The organism is Serratia sp. PL7, from assembly GCF_945957435.1.
The window spans coordinates 1-20333 of record NZ_CAMFLB010000005.1 but is presented as its reverse complement, the minus strand read 5'-3'; the positions used below and the strand labels follow the sequence as shown (position 1 = coordinate 20333).

Below are 20333 nucleotides of genomic sequence, written 5' to 3'. Positions count from 1 at the left end.
GTATTACGCTGACACGAGGATGGCATGAGAAGACTACTGACGACTTTGGTGATTTTGCTGGTGGTGCTGGTGGCGGGAATGTCTGCCTTGGTGCTGTTGGTTAATCCGAATGATTTCCGCAGCTATATGATCAAGAAGGTTGAGCAGAGCAGTGGCTATCATCTGACGCTGGAAGGCGACCTTCGTTGGCATGTCTGGCCGCAATTGAGCATTCTTGCCGGGCGAATGACGCTGACGGCGCCTGGGGCAGCGGCTCCTGCGGTCAGCGCAGATAATATGCGTCTGGATGTCAAACTGCTGCCGCTCCTTTCCCACCAGCTTTACGTCAAGCAGGTGATGCTGAAAAATGCCGTCATCCGCCTGACCCCCGATAGCGCAGAGCAAAGCCAACCCGATGCCCCTATCGCCCCCGGTGGTAACCAGGCGGATGATAGCTCGGGATCCTTGTGGAAATTTGATATCGACAACCTGCGGGTGGTGGATAGCCTGCTTATCTGGCAGCGGGCCAACAACGAGCAGATTAACGTTCGCGATATCAATTTAACTTTGCAGCAGAATGAAAAGCATCAGGCGCAAATAGAGCTTTCCAGCCGGGTGAATCGCGACCAACGCGATCTGAGCTTCAACCTGGCGGCCAATCTCGATCTGCAACAGTTTCCCCGCCAGATAGGCGCGCAGGTCACGCAGTTTAGCTACCAGCTTGAGGGGGCAGATATTCTTGCCGGTGCCATCAAGGGGGAAGGGAGCGTACAGGCGGTTTATCAGCAGGCTTCGCAGCAGATTGCCTTGAGCCAACTGATGCTCAGTGCCAATGATAGCCAGTTGACGGGGAGTGTCAGCGCGCAGTTGGGGCCAGTGCCTGCCTATATCCTGGATCTCGGTGCCACACAGCTCAATCTGGATACACTCTCCGGCTGGCAGACAAAAAACCCTGATGAGGAGAAGCTGCCGCAGCCGGTGACCGCATCCCCAGTGATCGCCAATCAGGCGGACGATCCGCAACAGAATTTACAGGTGTTACGTGACTTTAATGCGCAGCTCAAGCTGAAGGCGGATCAGGTCATTTATCGTGGGATGTCGATTAATCAGTTGGCGGTGCAGGCAACCAACCAACAGGGATTAATGACGGTGACTACGCTGTCTGGCAAGTTGGCTGGCGGTGATTTCTCCCTGCCTGGCTCGATGGATGTGCGGGCTGATAAACCGCTGATCAATCTGCAGCCGCAGTTACGGCACATAGAGCTGGGTGAGGTACTCAAGGCCTTCGACATGCCATTGGCTCTGACCGGCACGTTCAACATGCAGGGCGACTTGAGTGGCGATCGCCTCAACGCCACGGCGTTTGAGCGTCGCTGGCAAGGGACGGCGGAACTGTCCATGCAGAATGCGCAGCTTCATGGTTTGAATATTCAACAGCTTATCCAGCAAGCCGTGGCGCGTAATGACAGTAGCGTGCGCGGTGAGGATAACAACCAGCGCTACACCACGTTGCAACAAATGAGCGCCAAGGCCAGTTTGAGCAAGGGGCAGATCACGCTCAGCGAGCTACAGGCAGAGTCTCCGGTGATGAGCCTGACCGGGAGCGGTACGGTCAATATGCCTGGCAAACAGTGCGATTTAACCATGAACGTACTGGTCACGGGAGGTTGGCAGGGCAACAATGCGCTGATCGCACAGCTGCGCGAAACGCCGATCCCACTGCGCGTCTATGGCCCTTGGGAGCAGCTCAATTATCAACTGCAGGTCGATCAACTCTTGCGTAAAAAGCTGCAAGATCGTGCCAAAGACGCCTTGAACAAGTGGGCCGAGAAGAATAAAGGCTCCCAGGATGGCCAGGATCTGAAAAAGCTGCTCGATAAGCTGTAAACCTTATCAAACACTGCCCGCGCTCTCATTAGGTTGGATGAGCGCGGGTTTGCCCCTCCGATAGACAAAATCAACTCCGCTCACATTCATCTGGCATACTGCTGATGGCTTCCCTACAATAAGGGATCTGTTAATGAATAAAGCAAGGATTGACGGTGTCAAAAGCGAATTCTAATGCCACCATTGTGGATATTGCCCGCCGAGCCAACGTGACCAATATCACTGTCTCCCGTGCTTTTAATAAACCTGAACTGGTAAAGTCTGAAACGCTCGAGAAAATTCATGCTATTGCCAAAGAGCTTAATTATGTTCCCAATGCTTTCGCTCAGGGATTAAAGAAAAGCAGCAGCCAAATTATCGGCATTGTTACCAGCAGCATGTATAACCCCTTTTACTCTAACCTGATCCAAACCGTCTCGCGTATTGCCCGAATGCAGGGCTATCAGATTATGCTGTTTGATACCGACGGTAGCGAAGAGGCTGAAATGCAGGCGGTGCAGGCGCTGTTCGGTTATAAAGCGCGGGGCATCTTGCTCTCTGCGGTACGCGACGATCGGCATTATCAACCCGCCTACCTTGATCAGGCCGAACGCTACCACACTCCGCTGATCCTGATCGACAGAGATATTTATAATCAACAGCTTAGCGGCGTATTTCTCAACAACCAAGAGATTGGCAAACTGGCCGGGAAATATTTGGCCGAGCAACCGGAAAGTAATATCCTGATCCTGGGTGGCCCGGCAGACTCGGAGATTACCTTGGCCCGAACCCAGGGGATTATTGATGCTCTGGAGGAGAAGGGGAGTAAAGTCACCATTATCAATGGTGACTATGATTTTATTTCACAGGCGGCACGGGTGAGAGAATATCTTGCCGATGAACAGCACCAACCGGATTATATCGTGGGCCTCAACGGTATTATCACGTTGGGTGCTATTTCTTTATGCCATCAGTTGGATATTTACCATCGGGTGAAATTCTTCTCGATCGATGAACCGCCCAAGGCGCGGGATTATGGGCAGCATATTGCCGGGGTTTATCACGATACGCAGGTGTTAGGGGAAATCGCGGCGGAGTTATTATTTAATGCGATTAAAAATAATCACAGCGATCAGCCGTTAAGGCGTGAATTCTTTACCGGGATGTTGCTTGTCGAGTGATGTGGCCCCTCACCCCAACCCTCTCCCACAGGGAGAGGGAGTTGCTCCGGCGATGTTATTGGGTACGGAAGCTAATCTGTGATCCCAAAAAAGGGTAGCCAGTCAGGTTTAGGGGCTGTCTGTGGCCTAATTAGTACCGAGCAGGGGCTATGTTCTGACCTAGCCAAAGTAGGCATCCTGGATTAATCTGTGGCACGTTCGGTCCCCTCTCCCTGTGGGAGAGGGTTAGGGTGAGGGGCAATTGGTTGAAATATCAGGCTAATCCCACCCAATTACTGCCCGTAGTAAGCATTTTTACCGTGCTTGCGTAAAAAGTGTTTATCCAGCAGCGCGGGTTGCATTGGCGGGATCGTCGGAGTCAATTGCCGCGTGGCCATCGCCATGGCCGCCACTTCCTCCATCACCACCGCATTATGCACCGCATCCGCCGCCGTTTTTCCCCAGGCGAAAGGCCCGTGAGAATAGACCAACACCCCCGGCACCTGTTGTGGATCGCGCTTCGCCTGTTGGAACGTCTCGATAATCACCTGGCCGGTTTCCCGCTCATAGTCGCCAGCAATCTCGTCCTCACGCATGGGGCGGGTGCAGGGAATGTCACCATAAAAATAGTCGGCATGGGTGGTGCCCAGAGCCGGGATCGCCTGGCCAGCCTGTGCCCAGATGGTGGCATTACGGCTATGGGTATGGACGATGCCGCCGATAGCAGGAAATGCACGATACAGAGCCAAATGGGTATCGGTATCCGAGGACGGTTTACGCTGCCCTTCTTGGATCACACCGTCCAAATCCACCACCACCAGGTCATCCACCGTCATTACCTCATAGGCGATCCCCGAAGGTTTGATCACCACCAGCCCCTGCTGGCGATCGATCGCCGACACGTTACCCCAGGTAAAGGTCACCAAACCATAACCCGGCAGGCTGAGATTGGCCGCCAACACCTGCTGCTTCAACTCGCTTAACATGTGATGCCTCCCTGTTTCATCTGCTGCTCGATCCAGCTCTTGGCCTGGGTGATATGCTGGATATCCTGGCCATCGTTGCGCGTCCACATTTCCAGCAGGAATGGGCCGCGATAGTTGAGCCGGTTTAACACGGCAAACGTATGGGCAAAGTCGACGCAGCCGCTGCCGAAAGGCACATCGCGGAATTGCCCTGTAGTGCCCGGCAGCACCGGCAGGGTGTCTTTTAAATGGATGGCGGTGATCTTGTCGATGCCTTGCTCCAGCTCAAAATCGACGTCATTGCCCCAGGCGCTGAGGTTGCCGATATCGGGATAGACGGTAAACCATGGGCTTTCAATCTGCCTGGCAAACTCGCGCCATTTGCTGATGCTGTTGATAAAGGTGGTATCCATGATCTCCACGGACAGCATCACCTGTGCCTTGGCCGCCAGCTCTACCGCCCATTGCATACCTTCGATAAAACGCTGGCGTGTATGGCGATCGGCAGTTTCGTAATAGACGTCATAACCCGCTAGCTGAATATTCCTGATCCCGACGTCGACGGCGAAATCCAACGCCTTTTCCATCAACGTGCGCGCCTGTTGGCGGATGGCGGCATCATGGCTGCCAAACGGATAACGACGGTGGGCGGATAAACACATGCTGGGCACCGTGATACCACTGTCAAAACGGGCGTTGATCAGCGCCAGCCGCTGTTGACGATCCCAGTCCAGGCGCAGCTGGCGTTCCGGCTGCTCATCAATGGAGATCTCCATAAACTGGAAACCCAGTTCGCTGGCGATACCCAGGCGTTGTGCCCAATCAAGATCTGCCGGCAAGGCTTTTTCATACAGCCCAAGTGAGACATTATTAGTGGTTTGCATGCTGGTTGGCCTCATTTAATGCTTGGGCGATATTCAGGTAGCCTTCAAAGCGATCGCGTAAGCGTCGGTTATCTGCCGCGTCGGGATAATAGGTATGTACTTCAGGCTGAATAACCTGCACGGCCTCGGTAAAGCTGCTGTACTCCCCGGCACCCACGGCGGCACAGATCGCTGCGGCACGGCAGCCACTTTGCTGGATATTCACCACTTCCAGCGGCAAATTACCGGCGTTGGCAAACATCTGCATCCAAACGTCGGACTGCGTGGGGCCGCCGGTCATGCGAATACGTTCTACGCGTGGATTCAGCGCCACCAGGCGATCCTGATGAACCAGATGAGAGAACACGATGCCCTGATAGATCGCATGGACGATATCGGCCATGTCATGGTGCCCGCTCAGGCCAATCAGCCCGCCCGGCAGGTTGCTACCGAGGTTGGAGCCGAACAGGTAGGGCAGGAATGTGATGTCGCTCGGCTGCTTGCTGCGTTCTTGTACCCAACGATTGAACTGTGCATAGCGCTGATGATCGTTGTCGCAAAACTGCCGTAAGAACCAGGCCAGATTGCTCGCTGAGGTTGGGCTGCCTTCGTGAACAAAGTAGCGGCCCTCCATGCAATAACGACCCCAGGCAAAAGGATGGGAGGAGGGGATTAGGTTCTCCGTTACGCAGGTAGCGATCGACCAGGTACCCGCCACGGCGCTCAGGGTGCGATCGTCGACCACTCCCGAGCACAAGGCCGCACCAACCACATCAAACAGGCCGCCATACACCGCCGTTCCGGCTGGTAATCCGCATTGGGCGGCGGCAGTGGCGGTCACTTGCCCGGCAAGCTCGGCGGAACCTAGCAGCGGCGCGGTTTTATCGGCCACTTCCTCAATACCGAATGCCGCCATCAATACTGGGTCGTAGTCGGCCGTTTGCTGGTTGAACAGGTTGCTGCCGGAGATGTTGGTGATCTCCGCCGTCGCTTCGCCCGTCAGGCGGAAACGCAGGTAGTCATGAGCCATCAGCACCCGATCAATCGCCTCATATTGCGCGGGCTCATGCTGTTTCAACCAACGTAACAGCACTGCCGGATGGCTGTTCCAGATGGGTTGCAGGCTACGCGGGTAGGTGACGGCTTCGATACCTTGCTGCTGTAACTCAACCACCATCGCCCCGGCACGAGTATCTGAAGAAACGATGCCGTTGCGGACCGGCTGGCCCTTTTTATCAATGGCATATAGCCCTTTGCCGTGTGAAGAGAAGCTTACGCCACGCACCCGATCGCCGGTTATCTCCGCGAAGCTGAGTACCTGGCGAATGGTCTGGCAAAGGTCACGCCACAAGGGCTCCATCTCGCGTTCAGAGAAGCCAGGCTGTGGGGATACGGTTTCCCCATCACATTCCGCTACGGCAATTTCCTCACCGTTAGCCCGGTATAGCCCCGCCTTGATTAGCGTGCCGCCAATATCAATGCCCAGAAAATATCCCATATCGATTCTCCCTAGCTTATTTACGGCGGCTGGAACTGAGGTAGATAGCGGCGAGGATAATGCCACCTTTGACCACGTTCTGGATGTAAGGCGATACGCTCATCAGGTTGAGGCCGTTATTCAGTACGCCAAGCATCATGGCGCCTACCAGCGTGCCGATAATGGCGCCTCTGCCTCCGGAGATGGCGGCCCCACCAAGCACTACGGCGGCGATGGCATCCAGTTCAAAACCTTCACCGGCGTTGGGCTGCCCGCTCATCAGGCGTGAAGTGAGTACCAAGCCAGCGAGTGCGGCGGTTGTTCCGCTCACCACATACACCAGGACTTTGTAGCGAGGTACGCGAATACCGCTCAGGCGCGCGGCCTCTTCGTTGCCGCCTATGGCGTAGACATAGCGGCCAAACGGCAGGTGATTAAGCATCAGGTAGGCCAGAATATAAACGCCGACCATGATCAGCACCGGTACTTGAATACCCAATACGGAACCGCGGCCGAAGAAGGAGAACATGTCTGGTAAGCCAGAAATCGGATAGCCGCCGGTGTACAGCAACGCCAAACCACGGGCGATACCCATTGAGGCGAGGGTGACGATAATCGGTGGCATGCGCAGATAGGCAATGCAGGCACCGTTGGCCAGACCAAACAGGGCGCCAATCACCAACGCGGCAACCATCGCCAGTGGAATAGGGATGCCTCCCAGCATCAGGCCAGCGGCAATCGAACCGGACAATGCCATCACTGGCCCGACCGAGAGATCGATGCCCCCGGTCAGGATTGCGCAAGTCATGCCCACGGCAATAATGGCGTTGATCGACACCTGGCGTGCCACGTTGGTCAGGTTGTTGACCGTCAGGAAGCTGTCATTAAGCCCGCTCATCAGCAGGAACAGAATGGCGAAGCCGATAAAAGGCAGCATCGCGGGGTGGTGCAGCAACTTCTCCCAGCGCTTGCCGAGGCTCTGCTTCTGGGCCGCGTGGGTAGGTGGGGATTGTTCAATTCCGATCATAATGCACTCCCGGTTGCATGAAGCATGATGTTATGAGATTCGATTTCATCCCCTGCCAATTCGGCAACAATGTGGCCGCCACGGAACACCAGCACGCGATCGCAAACGCCGATAATTTCCGGTAATTCGGATGAAATCATGATGATAGAAATGCCTTTCTGCGTGAGCTGTTGCATCAGTTGATAGATTTCGGATTTGGCGCCGACGTCAATGCCACGGGTAGGCTCATCAAAAATAAGGATGTTGCAGTCATTGTTCAGCCAGCGGGCAATGACCACTTTTTGCTGGTTGCCGCCGCTCAGGGTGCTGACGGCGGTATCCGCATCCGGGGTTTTCACGCCTACCGCACGGATCAGCCGCTGAACGATATCGTCGTCCTTGCGGGCGTTAACGAATATCTTGCCGAACCGCTCATGGCGATTGAGAGTGATGTTCTGCGCCACGGAAAAGGGCAGCACCAACCCCTCGGTTTTACGGCTTTCCGGCAGCAGGCCAATGCCTTGCTTCAATGCCAAAGCCGGGTTACGCAGCGTGGTTGGTTGCCCACTAAGGCTGACCTGCTTGCGATAGCAGGCGCTGGCACCGATCAGCGCGGAGACCGTCTCGGTACGGCCCGAGCCCACTAATCCGGCAAATCCCAGGATCTCGCCTTTGAACAGGTGGAAGCGATCTTCCTGCTGATGCTTGGTGCGCTGAATGGTGGCTTCCAGCAGGCGAACCGAGGTATCGACAGGGTGCGATTTCACCGGGAAGGCATTTTCGATTTTGCGCCCGACCATCAGCTTCACGAGTTCATCCACGTTGGTATCGGCCGTGGGCAGCGTTTGCACATAGGTGCCGTCGCGCAAGACGGTGATCTGATCGCAGATGGTGAAGATTTCATCCAGGTGGTGCGAGATGAAAATCATGCCGACGCCCAGCAGTTTAAGATCGTTCATGACGCTGAACAGGTGATCGGCTTCACCCGGCGTCAGGGTGGCGGTAGGCTCATCCAGCACCAGCACGCGGGCGTCCAGTGACAGCGCCTTGGCAATCTCGACAAACTGTTGCTGCGCCACGCTCAACTGCGCCACCGGGCAATCCAGATTGATATTCACCGTCAGCCGTTTGAAAATAGCCTCGGCTTTTTTGCGCATGGCTTTACGATCCAATAATCCCCAGCGGTTCTTGATTTCCCGGTTGAGGAAAATATTGTCCAGGGCGTTCATATAAGGAATAAGCGAGAATTCCTGAAATATGATCCCCACTCCGGCGTTAATGGCCTGCCGATAATTATCAAACTGGCGGCTGGTACCCTCCATGATTATTTCGCCAGAGTCCGGTTGGTGAATACCACACAGGATTTTCACCAACGTCGATTTACCAGCTCCGTTTTCCCCTAGCAAGGCGTGTATTTGGCCGTGTTGAATGGTGAGGTCAATACCGTCCAACGCCTTCACGCCCGGAAAGGACTTCTTGATCTGTTTTAATTCTAATAACGCCGTCACGGTTAACTCCTTCGGGTTTTATACCCACCGTTGCAAAATGGGTCGGGTACAAACCTCAACCGGCTCGTTGTGTTATAGGGGCGCCGTATTCTGCGCCCGCTTTGATAATCAATGCGTTGGTTTGGGGCAAACATATATTCGCCCCTACACATTCAGCAGCATTGCCGCGTGGTCATCAAACTCGAGGCCGGGCGTTTACCAGCTGAAACCTTTGGCGTTGCTGCTGTCGATCAGTTTCACTTTCACCGGAATGGTGCTCGGTACGTTGGCACCCCAATGGCGGGCCAGGGCAATCCCCAAGGCAATACGTGCCTGGTCGCGAGGGAACTGTGCTGAGGTGGCGATAAACGGTGAGCCAGGTTTCAGGATCTCCTTAATCGCTTCAGGCTGGCCATCGACGCTGACTAACTTGACCTTGGCACCGTTACTCTCAATGGCTGCCAAGGCACCCAAGGCACCTACATCGTTGACGCTAAAGATACCGGCCAGATCGGGAGTGGATTGCAGCATGTTTTCGGTTACGGTCAGTGCGGTATCACGCTCTTGCTTGCCGTTCTGCTTAGTGACAATTTGCATTTCTGGGTGCTTTTTAATGGCATCCTCAAAACCACGTACGCGTTCCAGGATCGGCACCACCGGGATACCGTCCAGGATCGCTACTTTGCCCTTGTTGCCCAGGGATTTGGCCAGGTATTCACCCGCCTGGAAACCGGCATCATAGTTTTCCGAACCGACAAAGGAATCCAACGGGCCTTCGGCCTGGGCATCGATTGCCACGACTACCGCTCCGGCCTTGTGGGCCGAGATCACCGCCGACTGCACGCCAACCGAATCTGTCGGGTTAATCAGTAAAATATCGACTTTCTTTTGCAGCATATCCTCCACATCATTAATCTGCTTTGAGACGTCATGATGGGCATCCGCAATATACAGCTTGGCACCAATATCACCGGCGGCCTGTTCTAATGCCTGTTTCATGGAGACAAAATAGTCGTTATTCATTTCCTGGAATGAAACGCCAATGGTGATCTGTTTGGCTAATGCCGATTGGCTGGCCAGCAGCATGCCACCGGCGAGCATTACGGGTAAGGTTTTCTTGAATAATGAAAACATAGTTTATTCTCCTGTTGTAGGGGCGATGTTTTTCTTTCAGTGTTATTTATAATAATTAGGTGGTTATCGGCCAGAAGTCGGCCTCGCTATAAAAGCGCGTTATCATTATTTGCTTAAAACTAATCACTCAATATTAAGGAACCAAAATAACCTTGATGGAATCCGTTGAATCAGCCAGGGCGAATGCCTGATCCCATTCGTTTAATGAATAACTGTGGGTTACTACACCTTTGGAGGTCACCAGACCGCGTTCAAAAAGGTCGATGGCAATTTCATAGCTGTAAGGTGCCAGGTGCGCACCGCGAATATCCAACTCTTTGCGATCGCCGATGATTGACCAGTCTACGGTGGTTTCTTTGCCAAATACGCTGAACTCGACAAAGCGGCCGAGCTTACGGATCATCTGCAATCCTTGGGTCACGCCGATCGGTGCGCCGGTCGCTTCGATGTAAACATCACAACCGTAGCCGTCGGTTAACGCCTTGACGATTTTATCGGCATCTTCCTTGAGCGGGTTGATGACCACGTCGGCACCGAACGCTTTTGCCAGTTCCAAACGTTCGTCGATGGCGTCGATCACGATCAGCTTTTTCGGCGTCTTCAACTTGGCAACTTGTACCATACACAGACCCAACGGCCCAGCACCGGCCAGTACCACAACGTCGTCTAGCTGGATATCTCCACGGGCAACGGTGTGAATGGCACAGGCCATCGGCTCGATCAGCACGGCATCTTCATGGCTGAGGCTTTCCGGGATTTTGTGCACGATGGCATTGGCGGAAAAACGCATGTATTCCGACATTCCCCCCTCGGCAACGTCCTTTTGGAAGCCGTAGATATTGTGCGTTTCGCACATCCAATAGCTACCGGACTTACAGTAACGGCACTCCCAGCAGGGTACGATCTGCTCGGCAATGACGCGTTCGCCAATCTTGTACTTCTGCTCTGTGCCTTCCCCCATGGCAACAATGCGGCCATAAAACTCGTGGCCGGGCACGACCGGCGGTTTTACCCAAGGGTTTTCCCCCCAAAACATCTGGGCACCGTTTTTACATTTACAATCGCCGGCACAGATCCCGCAGCCTTCGACCTTGATCACCAACTCCTTGGCTTTAGGTAGTGGGGTAGGGACTTGTTCAAACCGGTAATCCTGCGGGCCATGGCAAACTACCGCGCTCATCTTTTCGGGTAACTGACTCATTTTCCTCTCCATTATCAGGCTAGATAGCGATACGAAACAAATGTTGACGTTGTCATTTTTGAGAAAATAAAAAGGTGTGTTTTTATTTAAGTTATATTATTCATGATCTTATGAATTTATTTTAACTCTTGGTTAAAAATGACAACGTGAACATTCGCGATCATATAACCAAACTAGAGAAAACATTTGTTTGATCAAACTCACACATCGTTAACATCTGGCGTAAAGATTCTACAAATTCAGATCATGATCACAATGTTATGTCGGTTGTATGTAAGGTAAGGGGCGAGGTGAGTCATTTAATTTATTGAAATTAAATCAATTATTTTCCGTCTTGATGGCATGTTTACCAGATCTGGACTGTCTGGCTGCGGCTTGCGGTATCTACTGGCCAGGAGGAAGGGGATCGCCAAAGCGAGCTGGCTTGGAATTTCACGATTTGTTGATAGTTTCCCCCCGTAACATTGATGAATGTCATAATATCTTGTAGTGCTTTTCGGCAGAGTGTGGCGTTATTCGGCTGCTATCGGGCGATGAGCTGAAGTAAAATAATTAAATCGAGGAATAACAATGGAACTTCTGATTGGAGCCTTGGTAGCGGTGTTCGTTGGCCGTTACATCATCAAGGGCTATTCTGCCACTGGGGTATTAATGGTTGGCGGCCTGGTGCTGCTGGCGGTGAGTGCATTTATGGGCAAAAATCTGCTGCCCGCCAGTGCGACTTCGACCGGGTGGCGCGCCACCGATATTTTCGAATATGTCAAAATCCTGCTGATGAGCCGCGGTGGCGATCTCGGCATGATGATCATGATGCTGTGTGGCTTCGCCGCCTATATGACACACATTGGTGCCAATGACGTGGTGGTCAAGCTGGCCTCCCGCCCATTGCAGATGATCAACTCCCCGTATTTGCTGATGATTGCGGCCTACTTTGTTGCCTGCCTGATGTCACTGGCCGTCTCTTCGGCGACAGGGCTGGGCGTGTTACTGATGGCGACGCTGTTCCCGCTGATGGTTAACGTCGGGATCAGCCGTGGCGCGGCTGCGGCTATCTGTGCTTCTCCAGCAGCTATTATCCTTTCGCCCACTTCAGGTGATGTAGTGCTGGCAGCCAAGGCGGCCGAAATGCCGCTGGTGGATTTCGCCTTCAAAACCACGCTGCCGATCTCCATCGCCGCCATTATCTGTATGGCGATTGCCCACTTCTTCTGGCAGCGCTATCTCGACCGTAAAGCCAACGAACAGCACCACATCATGGACGTGAGTGAAATCACCACCAACGCCCCTGGCTTTTACGCCATCTTGCCGTTTACCCCGATCCTGGGGGTGTTGGTCTTTGATGGTAAATGGGGGCCGGAGCTGCACATCATTACCGTGTTGGTGATTTGTATGTTCATGGCCGCGGTGATCGAGTTCATCCGCAGCTTCAATGCCAAAACGGTGTTTGCTGGTTTAGAAGTGGCTTACCGTGGCATGGCCGATGCGTTTGCCAGCGTGGTGATGCTGCTGGTCGCGGCTGGGGTATTTGCCCAAGGCTTGAGCACCGTTGGCTTTATCAGCGGCTTGATCAGCCTGGCACAGTCGTTTGGCACCGGCGGCATCATCATGATGTTGGTGCTGGTGGTGATCACCATGCTGGCAGCGATGACGACCGGCTCTGGTAATGCGCCGTTCTATGCGTTTGTGGAGCTGATCCCAAAATTGGCGGCACAGATGGGGGTTAACCCGGCTTACCTGGTGATCCCGATGCTGCAAGCTTCCAACCTGGGCCGTACGCTCTCGCCGGTTTCTGGCGTGGTTGTTGCGGTTTCCGGTATGGCAAAAATCTCACCGTTCGAAGTGGTGAAACGCACCTCGGTACCGGTGATTGTCGGTCTGGTGGTGGTGATTGTGGCTACGGAGTTGCTGGTGCCTGTGCACCTGTAAGCTATGCAGGTGGGGCTGCATGCAGCCCCGTTTGACATCAATGCTGGGCACCTCAAGCGGGTGCCCAGCAAAGATTTACTCTTCGTCCTCTTCGTTAGGTGTCACTAACGGCGTGATCTTCACCTTCACGATGCGGTGGCTACTGATTTCCAACGGTTCAAACAGATAGTCGCCAATCTTCAGCTGTTCCCCTTCGCGTGGAATGCGCTGGCAATGCTCCATCAGCAACCCTGCCAAGGTGTGATATTCCCGCTTTTCTTCTATCGGCAGTGGCACATACAGCACCAGATCTTCCAGCGGCATATGGCCATTGGCAATCCAGTAGCCTTCACTGGTTTGCTGGATATCATGGCGTGCATCAACCTCTTCATCGGCCTCTGGCAGATTACCGGCGATGGTTTCCATCACGTCGGTTAACGTCACCACACCTTCGACCGAACCAAACTCATCCACCACAAACGCAAAGTGGGTTTTGGCCTGGCGGAACTGCTCCAGCGCAGACAGCAACGTTAACTGCTCCGGGAAGATCAGCGGCTGGCGCACCAAGGCTCGCAAATCCAGCGGTGATTGCTGCAACTGCTGTTTCAGCACGTCGATGGTGTGGATCACCCCTAATGGCTCATCGCTGGCGCTATTTTCTGTTACCACGATGCGCGTATGCTGGTTTTTCTCCAACAGCTGCGTCAACTTATCCAGCGGGCCGTTAAGCCCAAGGTATTCCACATCGTGACGCGAAGTCATGATACTGCTGACGGTGCGCTGTGCCATGCCAAGCACCCGCTCGATCATATGGCGTTCCTGCTGGTTGAAGATTTCACCATTATCGTTATAGCTGTCTGCCAGCAGATGTGCCGAATGGCTGTCAATCTCGGCCTCTTCGTGCTTGCCGCTCAACATGCGCAATACGGCTTCTGCGGTACGCTCACGTAAAGGCCGCACCTTGGAGAGAAAACGGCGGCGGTTAAACTGGGCAAACTGGTTCAAGGCTTCGATCATTACCGAGAAACCGATCGCCGCGTAGAGATAACCCTTCGGAATGGCATAGCCAAAGCCCTCGGCCACCAGGCTGAAACCAATCATCAGCAAGAAGCTGAGGCACAGAATAACAATGGTGGGGTGGGCATTCACAAAGCGCGTGAGCGGTTTGCTGGCCAGTAACATCAAACCAATGGCGATACACACCGCGATCATCATCACGGCCAGATGATCGACCATCCCGACTGCGGTGATCACCGAATCCAGCGAGAAGACGGCATCCAGCACCACAATTTGCGCGACCACCGGCCAGAAACGCGCTCCTTTGCGTGACCCATGGTGTTCCTCGTCTTTACCCTCCAGCCGTTCGTTCAGCTCCATGGTGGCTTTAAACAGCAGGAAGATACCACCGACCAGCATTATCAGGTCGCGGCCACTGAAAGCGTGCCCCATGGCCACAAACAGCGGTTTGGTCAGGGTAGCTAGCCAGGATATTGAGGCAAGCAGCGCCAGGCGCATCACCAGCGCCAGTAAAAGACCGACAATGCGGGCTTTATCACGTTGTTTCTTAGGTAATTTCTCCGCCAAAATGGCGATAAAGATCAGGTTGTCAATGCCCAGTACGATTTCCAGTACAACCAGGGTGGCCAAGCCGGCCCAAATTGTTGGATCTGCGATCCATTCCATACGCCTAATTTCACCTTTTAGTTCGACGGCTTATGCCGCATTGAGAATGATGGACGCTGAGGGAGGGGATTTCAACACTAAATCCGCACTGAGTGCGGGTAGTCCATGTTAGTAGAATATTTTAACTGTGCCAGGATCTTGTCATTAGGAGGCTAACACCAGAAAACAGAGAACAAATAGCTGCTTATAAATCCTGCACTTAGATAATTATGATTATAATCAATTTGTTATGGAGTAGTTAAACAAGTAAAATCTTAAAAACCGAGTATCCTTAGTAGTCTTATTCTGAAAAGGTCTTAATGAGGCCACTAAGACTTGTTTCACCGGGTCAATAGTATAAGAATCTTAGCATCCTATAAATGATAGCAAGACTGACCACTTGGCCAGGAAGGCACAGCCTTTTCCCTACTTTGCGACTTGCCTCTCATTAAATTCTGAGCAGAACCCAAGGTTCATCTACATGCGTGGAGTCGATTGCACGCTTGTCAGTTCAAACATTGTCTACAGTGCATTGGTAGCTGCAAGCCAAGGGCGGTAGCGTGCCTAAAACGTCAATTTAAGATATTAATCTATTGATTTTTATAGTTAAAAATTCAGTTAGACGTTAGGGGTAACCACTTTTCCTGGCTCTGTTACACTTACTTGTTATTTGTCGGTGGAAAAAATTTATGCAAAAAAGATTGAAGGCCGTGATCCCAGTAGCAGGTTTGGGCACCCGTATGCTGCCCGCAACCAAGGCGATCCCTAAAGAAATGCTGCCAGTGGTCGATAAGCCATTGATTCAGTATATCGTGAGCGAATGCGTTGCGGCTGGCATCAAGGATATCGTACTGGTTACGCACTCATCGAAAAACGCGATCGAAAACCACTTTGATACTTCCTTTGAGCTGGAAGCGATGTTGGAAGCTCGGGTAAAACGCCAACTGCTTGCCGAAGTTCAAAGTATCTGCCCGCCAGATGTAACGGTGATGCAGGTACGTCAAGGGCAAGCCAAAGGACTGGGGCACGCGGTGTTATGTGCTCAGCCGATGATTGGGGATAACCCATTTGTGGTGCTGCTGCCGGATGTGTTATTGGATGACTCTACCGCCGATCTGCAGAAAGAAAACCTGGCCAAAATGATCCAGCGCTTCGAGCAAACCGGCTTTAGCCAGATTATGGTTGAGCCAGTGCCAGAAGAGGACGTTTCAAAATACGGTGTGGTCGATTGCGGTGGTGTGGCGTTAGCCGCAGGTGCAAGTACGCCAATGACTGCGGTGGTAGAGAAACCCGCGCGGGAAGATGCACCTTCTAACTTGGCCGTGGTTGGGCGATATGTCCTCTCTGCCGATATCTGGCCGTTGTTAGAGAAAACTCCTCCGGGAGCTGGTGATGAAATCCAACTGACCGACGCCATTGCCATGCTGATGGAGCAGGAAACGGTTGAAGCCTTCCATATGAGCGGCAAATCCCATGACTGTGGTGACAAACTGGGCTATATGAAGGCGTTTGTACAGTATGCCCTGCGCCACCCTTCCGAAGGTGAAAACTTCACCCAGTGGATGAAACAGACCCTGAACAGCAAGTAATTGCCCTAGCCGGTTAGCACGACCACAAGATTTAAGAGGAACACCATGTCGAAGAAGTTGAAAGCCGTCATTCCTGTTGCTGGTCTGGGTATGCGCATGTTGCCTGCGACCAAGGCGATCCCAAAAGAGATGCTGCCGATCGTTGATAAGCCGTTGATTCAATATATCGTCAACGAATGCGTGGCTGCCGGGATCAAGGAAATCATTCTGGTTACCCACTCCTCCAAGAACGCGATCGAAAACCATTTCGACACGTCTTATGAGCTTGAGGCAATGCTTGAAGCGCGCGTGAAGCGTCAGTTGCTGGATGAAGTTAAATCCATCACGCCGAAGGGCGTAACCCTGATGCACATCCGCCAAGGGCAGCCGAAAGGGTTAGGGCATGCGGTACTGTGTGCCAAACCGTTGGTAGGTGATTCACCTTTCGTGGTGGTGCTGCCGGACGTGCTACTGGATGACGCCAAGGCGGATATGCACAAAGACAACCTGGCGCATATGATTGCCCGCTTCGAAGATAACGGGCTAAGCCAGGTACTGGTGCAGCCTGCAGATGAAAATGTGCTGCATGACTACTCGGTGGCAGAATGTGAGACTACTACCCTGCAACCAGGGGAAAGTTCACGCATGACGTCGATCATTGAGAAGCCAAGCCGTGAAGTGAAACTGAAATCCAATTATTCTGCTGTTGGCCGTTATGTGCTCTCTGCCGACATCTGGCCGATTTTGGAAAAAACTCAGCCAGGCGCCTGGGGCCGAATTCAACTGACCGATGCGATTGCTGACCTGATGAAACAACAGACGGTAGAAGCGATGGAACTGGTGGGGGAATCTTTCAACTGCGGTGAAAAACTTGGCTATCTCCGGGCCTTTGTGACCTATGGCCTACGCCATCCAACGCAGGGCAAAGCCTTCCGTGAATGGGCCGAGCAGCTAAAACTGTAGTAATTTGTACTGAAAAAGAGCGGAAAAATCTTTATAGTTAGAGGCCTGCGGAAATCTCAGCGGGCCTTTTGACTTGTCTGAGACAGTTCGCACATGAAAACACTCCTGGTGCATGCGCCACTCACCACGAGTTTGAGAGACATCTTAGCAAACCCAGGCTCAACGCTTGCTCAATGAGTGCTTTCATGCGTGTATCGCAGGATGCCAATACATAGCGCAAACATAAAATTTTGCTGAACACCACCCCAGGCGGCCACGGTTGGCCAGGTGTTTAGTGTTGCAAGTTTACTTACTTTGAAAGTGATGAAAATTCGATGGCAAAGAAACAATGGAAGCTGATACCGCTCCTGGTATCCATCAGTGTGATCAGCGGTTGTACCGTGGTCCCTGGTACCCACCTCTCAACCAGCGGGAAAAACGTTGTTAAGCAGGAAGACAGCGATTTTAACCTGAATAAACTGGTCAATATCTACCCGATGACGCCTAGCCTGGTTGATAAAATGCGACCAAAGCCGGTCTCTGCGCAAATCAACCCTGCCTTGGAACGTGACCTGCAGAGCTATGAGTACCGTATCGGTGTCGGCGATGTGCTGATGGTGACTGTTTGGGATCACCCAGAGCTGACTACTCCTGCAGGCCAATACCGCAGTGCTAGCGATACTGGCAACTGGGTGAATGCCGACGGAACCATCTTCTATCCTTACATTGGAAAGGTGAAGGTTGTAGGGAAAACTGCTAGCCAGGTGCGTAACGATATTGCCAGTCGGTTGGCGCAATATATTGAAAGCCCGCAGGTAGATGTGAGCATTGCGGCCTTCCGTTCGCAAAAAGCGTATGTGACGGGTGAGGTGGCAAAATCAGGCCAACAACCGATTACCAACGTGCCGTTAACCGTTATGGATGCAATCAACGCAGCTGGTGGGCTTGCAGAGAATGCAGATTGGCGTAACGTCGTGTTAACACACAATGGCAAAGAGCAGCGTATATCGCTACAGGCACTAATGCAGAAGGGCGACCTGATGCAGAACCATCTGCTTTACCCTGGTGATATTCTTTATGTTCCGCGTAATGACGATCTGAAAGTTTTCGTGATGGGTGAAGTCAAGCAGCAGACTACCTTGAAGATGGATCGTAGTGGCATGACGTTGACTGAAGCGCTAGGTAATGCTCAGGGTATGGATCAGGCGGTTTCCGATGCTACGGGGATATTTGTTATCCGCCCACTACGTGGTACCGAAGGAAGCAAGCTTGCCAGCATTTATCAGCTAAATGCCTCTGACGCGACTGCTTTGGTAATGGGTACAGAATTCCATTTGCAACCTTATGATATTGTTTATGTTACAACGGCACCTGTTGCGCGTTGGAACCGTTTGATCAGTCAGTTAGTACCAACAATTAATGGTTTCAATAATCTCAGCGAAGGCGTACTGCGTGTTCGTAACTGGCCATAGTCGTCATAATCGTCATAATCGTTAGACTGAGTCACAATTATGTTTAATTCAATTTTGGTTGTATGTGTTGGTAACATTTGTCGCTCTCCGATAGGGGAGCGGCTGTTAATTGATTCTCTCCCAAGTAAGACAATTAATTCTGCAGGACTCGGAGCTATGGTTGGAAAACCTGCAGACTCAGTTGCAAGGGATGTAGCTAATCAACATGGTCTTTCCCTTGAGGGGCATCAGGGACAACAACTAACGGCAGCGATGTGCCGTACACATGATTTGATTTTGGTTATGGAAAAAGGCCATATTGATTCAGTTTGTCGTTTAGCTCCTGAGGTAAGAGGTAAAACAATGTTGTTTGGCCACTGGCTGGGGCAGCAAGACATAGCTGATCCGTATCGTAAAAGCCGAGAATTCTTTGAATTAGTTTACTCTCAACTTGAACAATCTGCCCATAAATGGGTGCATGCATTGAGCCATAAGTGAAAAAGCTAGAGAAACCTATGACAGATAAAATTTCTGTAAAGTCATCTGAAGCAAATTCAGATGAAATTGATTTTGGCCGTATATTAGGCATATTGCTTGATAACAGATGGTTGATTATTGGTGTTACATCAATTTTCACAACGCTAAGCTTACTTTATGTTTTGTTTGCTACGCCGATTTACAAAGCTGATGCCATGATACAAGTTGAGCAAAGTTCTGGCAACAAGCTTCTAAATGGAATATCTAGCATGCTACCGGAAGCTAAGCCTGAATCAGGTGCTGAAATTGAACTGATTAAGTCACGAATGGTTATAGGTAAAACTGTTCGGGACCTTTCATTGGATACAATTGTAGAACAAAAATATTTTCCTATTTTTGGTAAAGGCATGGCGAGAATATTAAATAACAAACCTGGGGGAATCGCTTTATCAAGACTAGACGTTCCAGTATCGTGGGATGATGAAACAATAGAAATAAAGGTATTAAGTAAAACGACGTATGAAGTTAGTGCTGGCGATATTGTAAATTTTTCTGGTACGGTTGGAAAATTAGAAAGTGAAGGTGGTATTACACTATTAGTTAGTGATATTAATGCGCCAGTTGGTACGATTTTTTGGGCAGAAAAATCAAGTGAGCTTTCAGCGATAAATAAACTTTTAGATGCCCTTATTGTTGCTGATAAGGGGAGGGATACAGGGGTTTTACAGCTGAGCCTTGAAGGTAGCGATCCTGCTGAGATTAAGAAAATACTAAATAGTATTAGCCAAAATTATTTGCAACAGAATGTTGAGCGAAAATCTGAAGAGGCAGGAAAAAGCCTGGAGTTCTTAGAGGAACAGTTGCCTAACGTACGTAATTCACTAAATGATGCGGAAAATAAACTGAATTTATTCCGTCAGCAGAATGAGTCTGTCGATCTATCATTAGAAGCAAAGTCAGTACTAGAGACAATGGTTGCTGTCGAGTCTCAGTTGAATGAGTTAACGTTCAAAGAGGCTGAGATTTCAAAGCTATATACGAAAGAACATCCCGCCTACAGAGCCTTAATGGAGAAAAGAAATACCCTAGAGCAAGAGCGCGATAAGTTGAACAAGCGTGTTGGAGGAATGCCTAAAACGCAACAGGAGATTTTACGCCTGACTCGTGATGTACAATCAGGGCAAGAAGTT

The 20333-nt window shown here is 51.7% G+C and carries 16 protein-coding genes; 8 read left to right on the top strand and 8 right to left on the bottom strand.

Translation table 11 applies throughout. The annotated features are described in order from the left end of the window. Positions 1-24: 24 nt before the first annotated feature. Both asmA and N6G83_RS22405 read left to right on the top strand, forming a co-directional pair. Positions 25-1866 carry an outer membrane assembly protein AsmA gene (gene asmA / locus N6G83_RS22410; protein ID WP_211135878.1) on the top strand — a complete coding sequence of 614 codons (1842 nt, stop codon included), beginning with the start codon at positions 25-27 and terminating at the stop codon, positions 1864-1866. Between the two features lie 155 nt (positions 1867-2021). Beyond that, positions 2022-3026, top strand: a complete 1005-nt coding sequence (locus N6G83_RS22405) for a LacI family DNA-binding transcriptional regulator (RefSeq protein ID WP_024528565.1) — start codon at positions 2022-2024, stop codon at positions 3024-3026. A gap of 272 nt (positions 3027-3298) precedes the next feature. On the opposite strand, the gene araD is transcribed toward N6G83_RS22405, so the two are convergent. The 7 genes from araD to N6G83_RS22370 all read right to left on the bottom strand — a co-directional run bounded on the left by araD (position 3299) and on the right by N6G83_RS22370 (position 11138). After that, positions 3299-3991: an L-ribulose-5-phosphate 4-epimerase gene (gene araD, locus N6G83_RS22400; protein ID WP_024484885.1), complete on the bottom strand. Its 693-nt coding sequence runs from the start codon at positions 3989-3991 to the stop codon at positions 3299-3301. After that, entirely contained in the window at positions 3985-4854 is an 870-nt protein-coding gene (locus tag N6G83_RS22395; protein ID WP_024528567.1) for an L-ribulose-5-phosphate 3-epimerase, read from the bottom strand. Before N6G83_RS22395 ends, araD begins: the two co-directional genes overlap by 7 nt. Beyond that, on the bottom strand, positions 4841-6331 hold the full coding sequence (locus N6G83_RS22390) for an FGGY-family carbohydrate kinase (RefSeq protein ID WP_211135877.1): 1491 nt from the start codon (positions 6329-6331) through the stop codon (positions 4841-4843). The genes N6G83_RS22395 and N6G83_RS22390 overlap by 14 nt, the downstream gene beginning before the upstream one ends. 16 nt (positions 6332-6347) lie before the next feature. Beyond that, positions 6348-7337, bottom strand: a complete 990-nt coding sequence (locus N6G83_RS22385; protein WP_024528569.1) for an ABC transporter permease — start codon at positions 7335-7337, stop codon at positions 6348-6350. Beyond that, complete coding sequence (locus N6G83_RS22380) at positions 7334-8824, bottom strand: sugar ABC transporter ATP-binding protein (protein ID WP_211135876.1); 1491 nt, start codon at positions 8822-8824, stop codon at positions 7334-7336. Before N6G83_RS22380 ends, N6G83_RS22385 begins: the two co-directional genes overlap by 4 nt. Before the next feature lie 195 nt (positions 8825-9019). After that, on the bottom strand, positions 9020-9937 hold the full coding sequence (locus tag N6G83_RS22375; protein WP_024528571.1) for a substrate-binding domain-containing protein: 918 nt from the start codon (positions 9935-9937) through the stop codon (positions 9020-9022). Positions 9938-10070: 133 nt separating this feature from the next. Then, the gene (locus tag N6G83_RS22370; RefSeq protein WP_024528572.1) at positions 10071-11138 is read right to left on the bottom strand and encodes a zinc-binding dehydrogenase; all 1068 of its coding nucleotides are present in this window, start codon (positions 11136-11138) and stop codon (positions 10071-10073) included. Between the two features lie 570 nt (positions 11139-11708). Here N6G83_RS22370 and dcuC point away from each other — a divergent pair. Further along, on the top strand, positions 11709-13064 hold the full coding sequence (gene dcuC / locus N6G83_RS22365; RefSeq protein WP_024528573.1) for an anaerobic C4-dicarboxylate transporter DcuC: 1356 nt from the start codon (positions 11709-11711) through the stop codon (positions 13062-13064). A 75-nt stretch (positions 13065-13139) separates the two neighbouring features. Here dcuC and N6G83_RS22360 read toward each other — a convergent pair whose 3' ends face one another. After that, complete coding sequence (locus tag N6G83_RS22360) at positions 13140-14726, bottom strand: TerC family protein (RefSeq protein ID WP_074028815.1); 1587 nt, start codon at positions 14724-14726, stop codon at positions 13140-13142. A 668-nt stretch (positions 14727-15394) separates the two neighbouring features. Here N6G83_RS22360 and galU (N6G83_RS22355) point away from each other — a divergent pair. The 5 genes from galU (N6G83_RS22355) to N6G83_RS22335 form a co-directional block, all read left to right on the top strand. Continuing rightward, positions 15395-16294, top strand: a complete 900-nt coding sequence (gene galU / locus N6G83_RS22355) for a UTP--glucose-1-phosphate uridylyltransferase GalU (protein ID WP_211135875.1) — start codon at positions 15395-15397, stop codon at positions 16292-16294. A 45-nt stretch (positions 16295-16339) separates the two neighbouring features. Next, positions 16340-17236: a UTP--glucose-1-phosphate uridylyltransferase GalU gene (gene galU / locus N6G83_RS22350; protein WP_161739093.1), complete on the top strand. Its 897-nt coding sequence runs from the start codon at positions 16340-16342 to the stop codon at positions 17234-17236. Between the two features lie 314 nt (positions 17237-17550). Then, on the top strand, positions 17551-18687 hold the full coding sequence (locus N6G83_RS22345; RefSeq protein WP_211135874.1) for a polysaccharide export protein: 1137 nt from the start codon (positions 17551-17553) through the stop codon (positions 18685-18687). A gap of 39 nt (positions 18688-18726) precedes the next feature. Then, on the top strand, positions 18727-19164 hold the full coding sequence (locus N6G83_RS22340; protein WP_211135873.1) for a protein tyrosine phosphatase: 438 nt from the start codon (positions 18727-18729) through the stop codon (positions 19162-19164). A 17-nt stretch (positions 19165-19181) separates the two neighbouring features. Next, on the top strand, positions 19182-20333 hold a 1152-nt coding region (locus tag N6G83_RS22335), incomplete at its 3' end, for a Wzz/FepE/Etk N-terminal domain-containing protein (protein ID WP_260524036.1).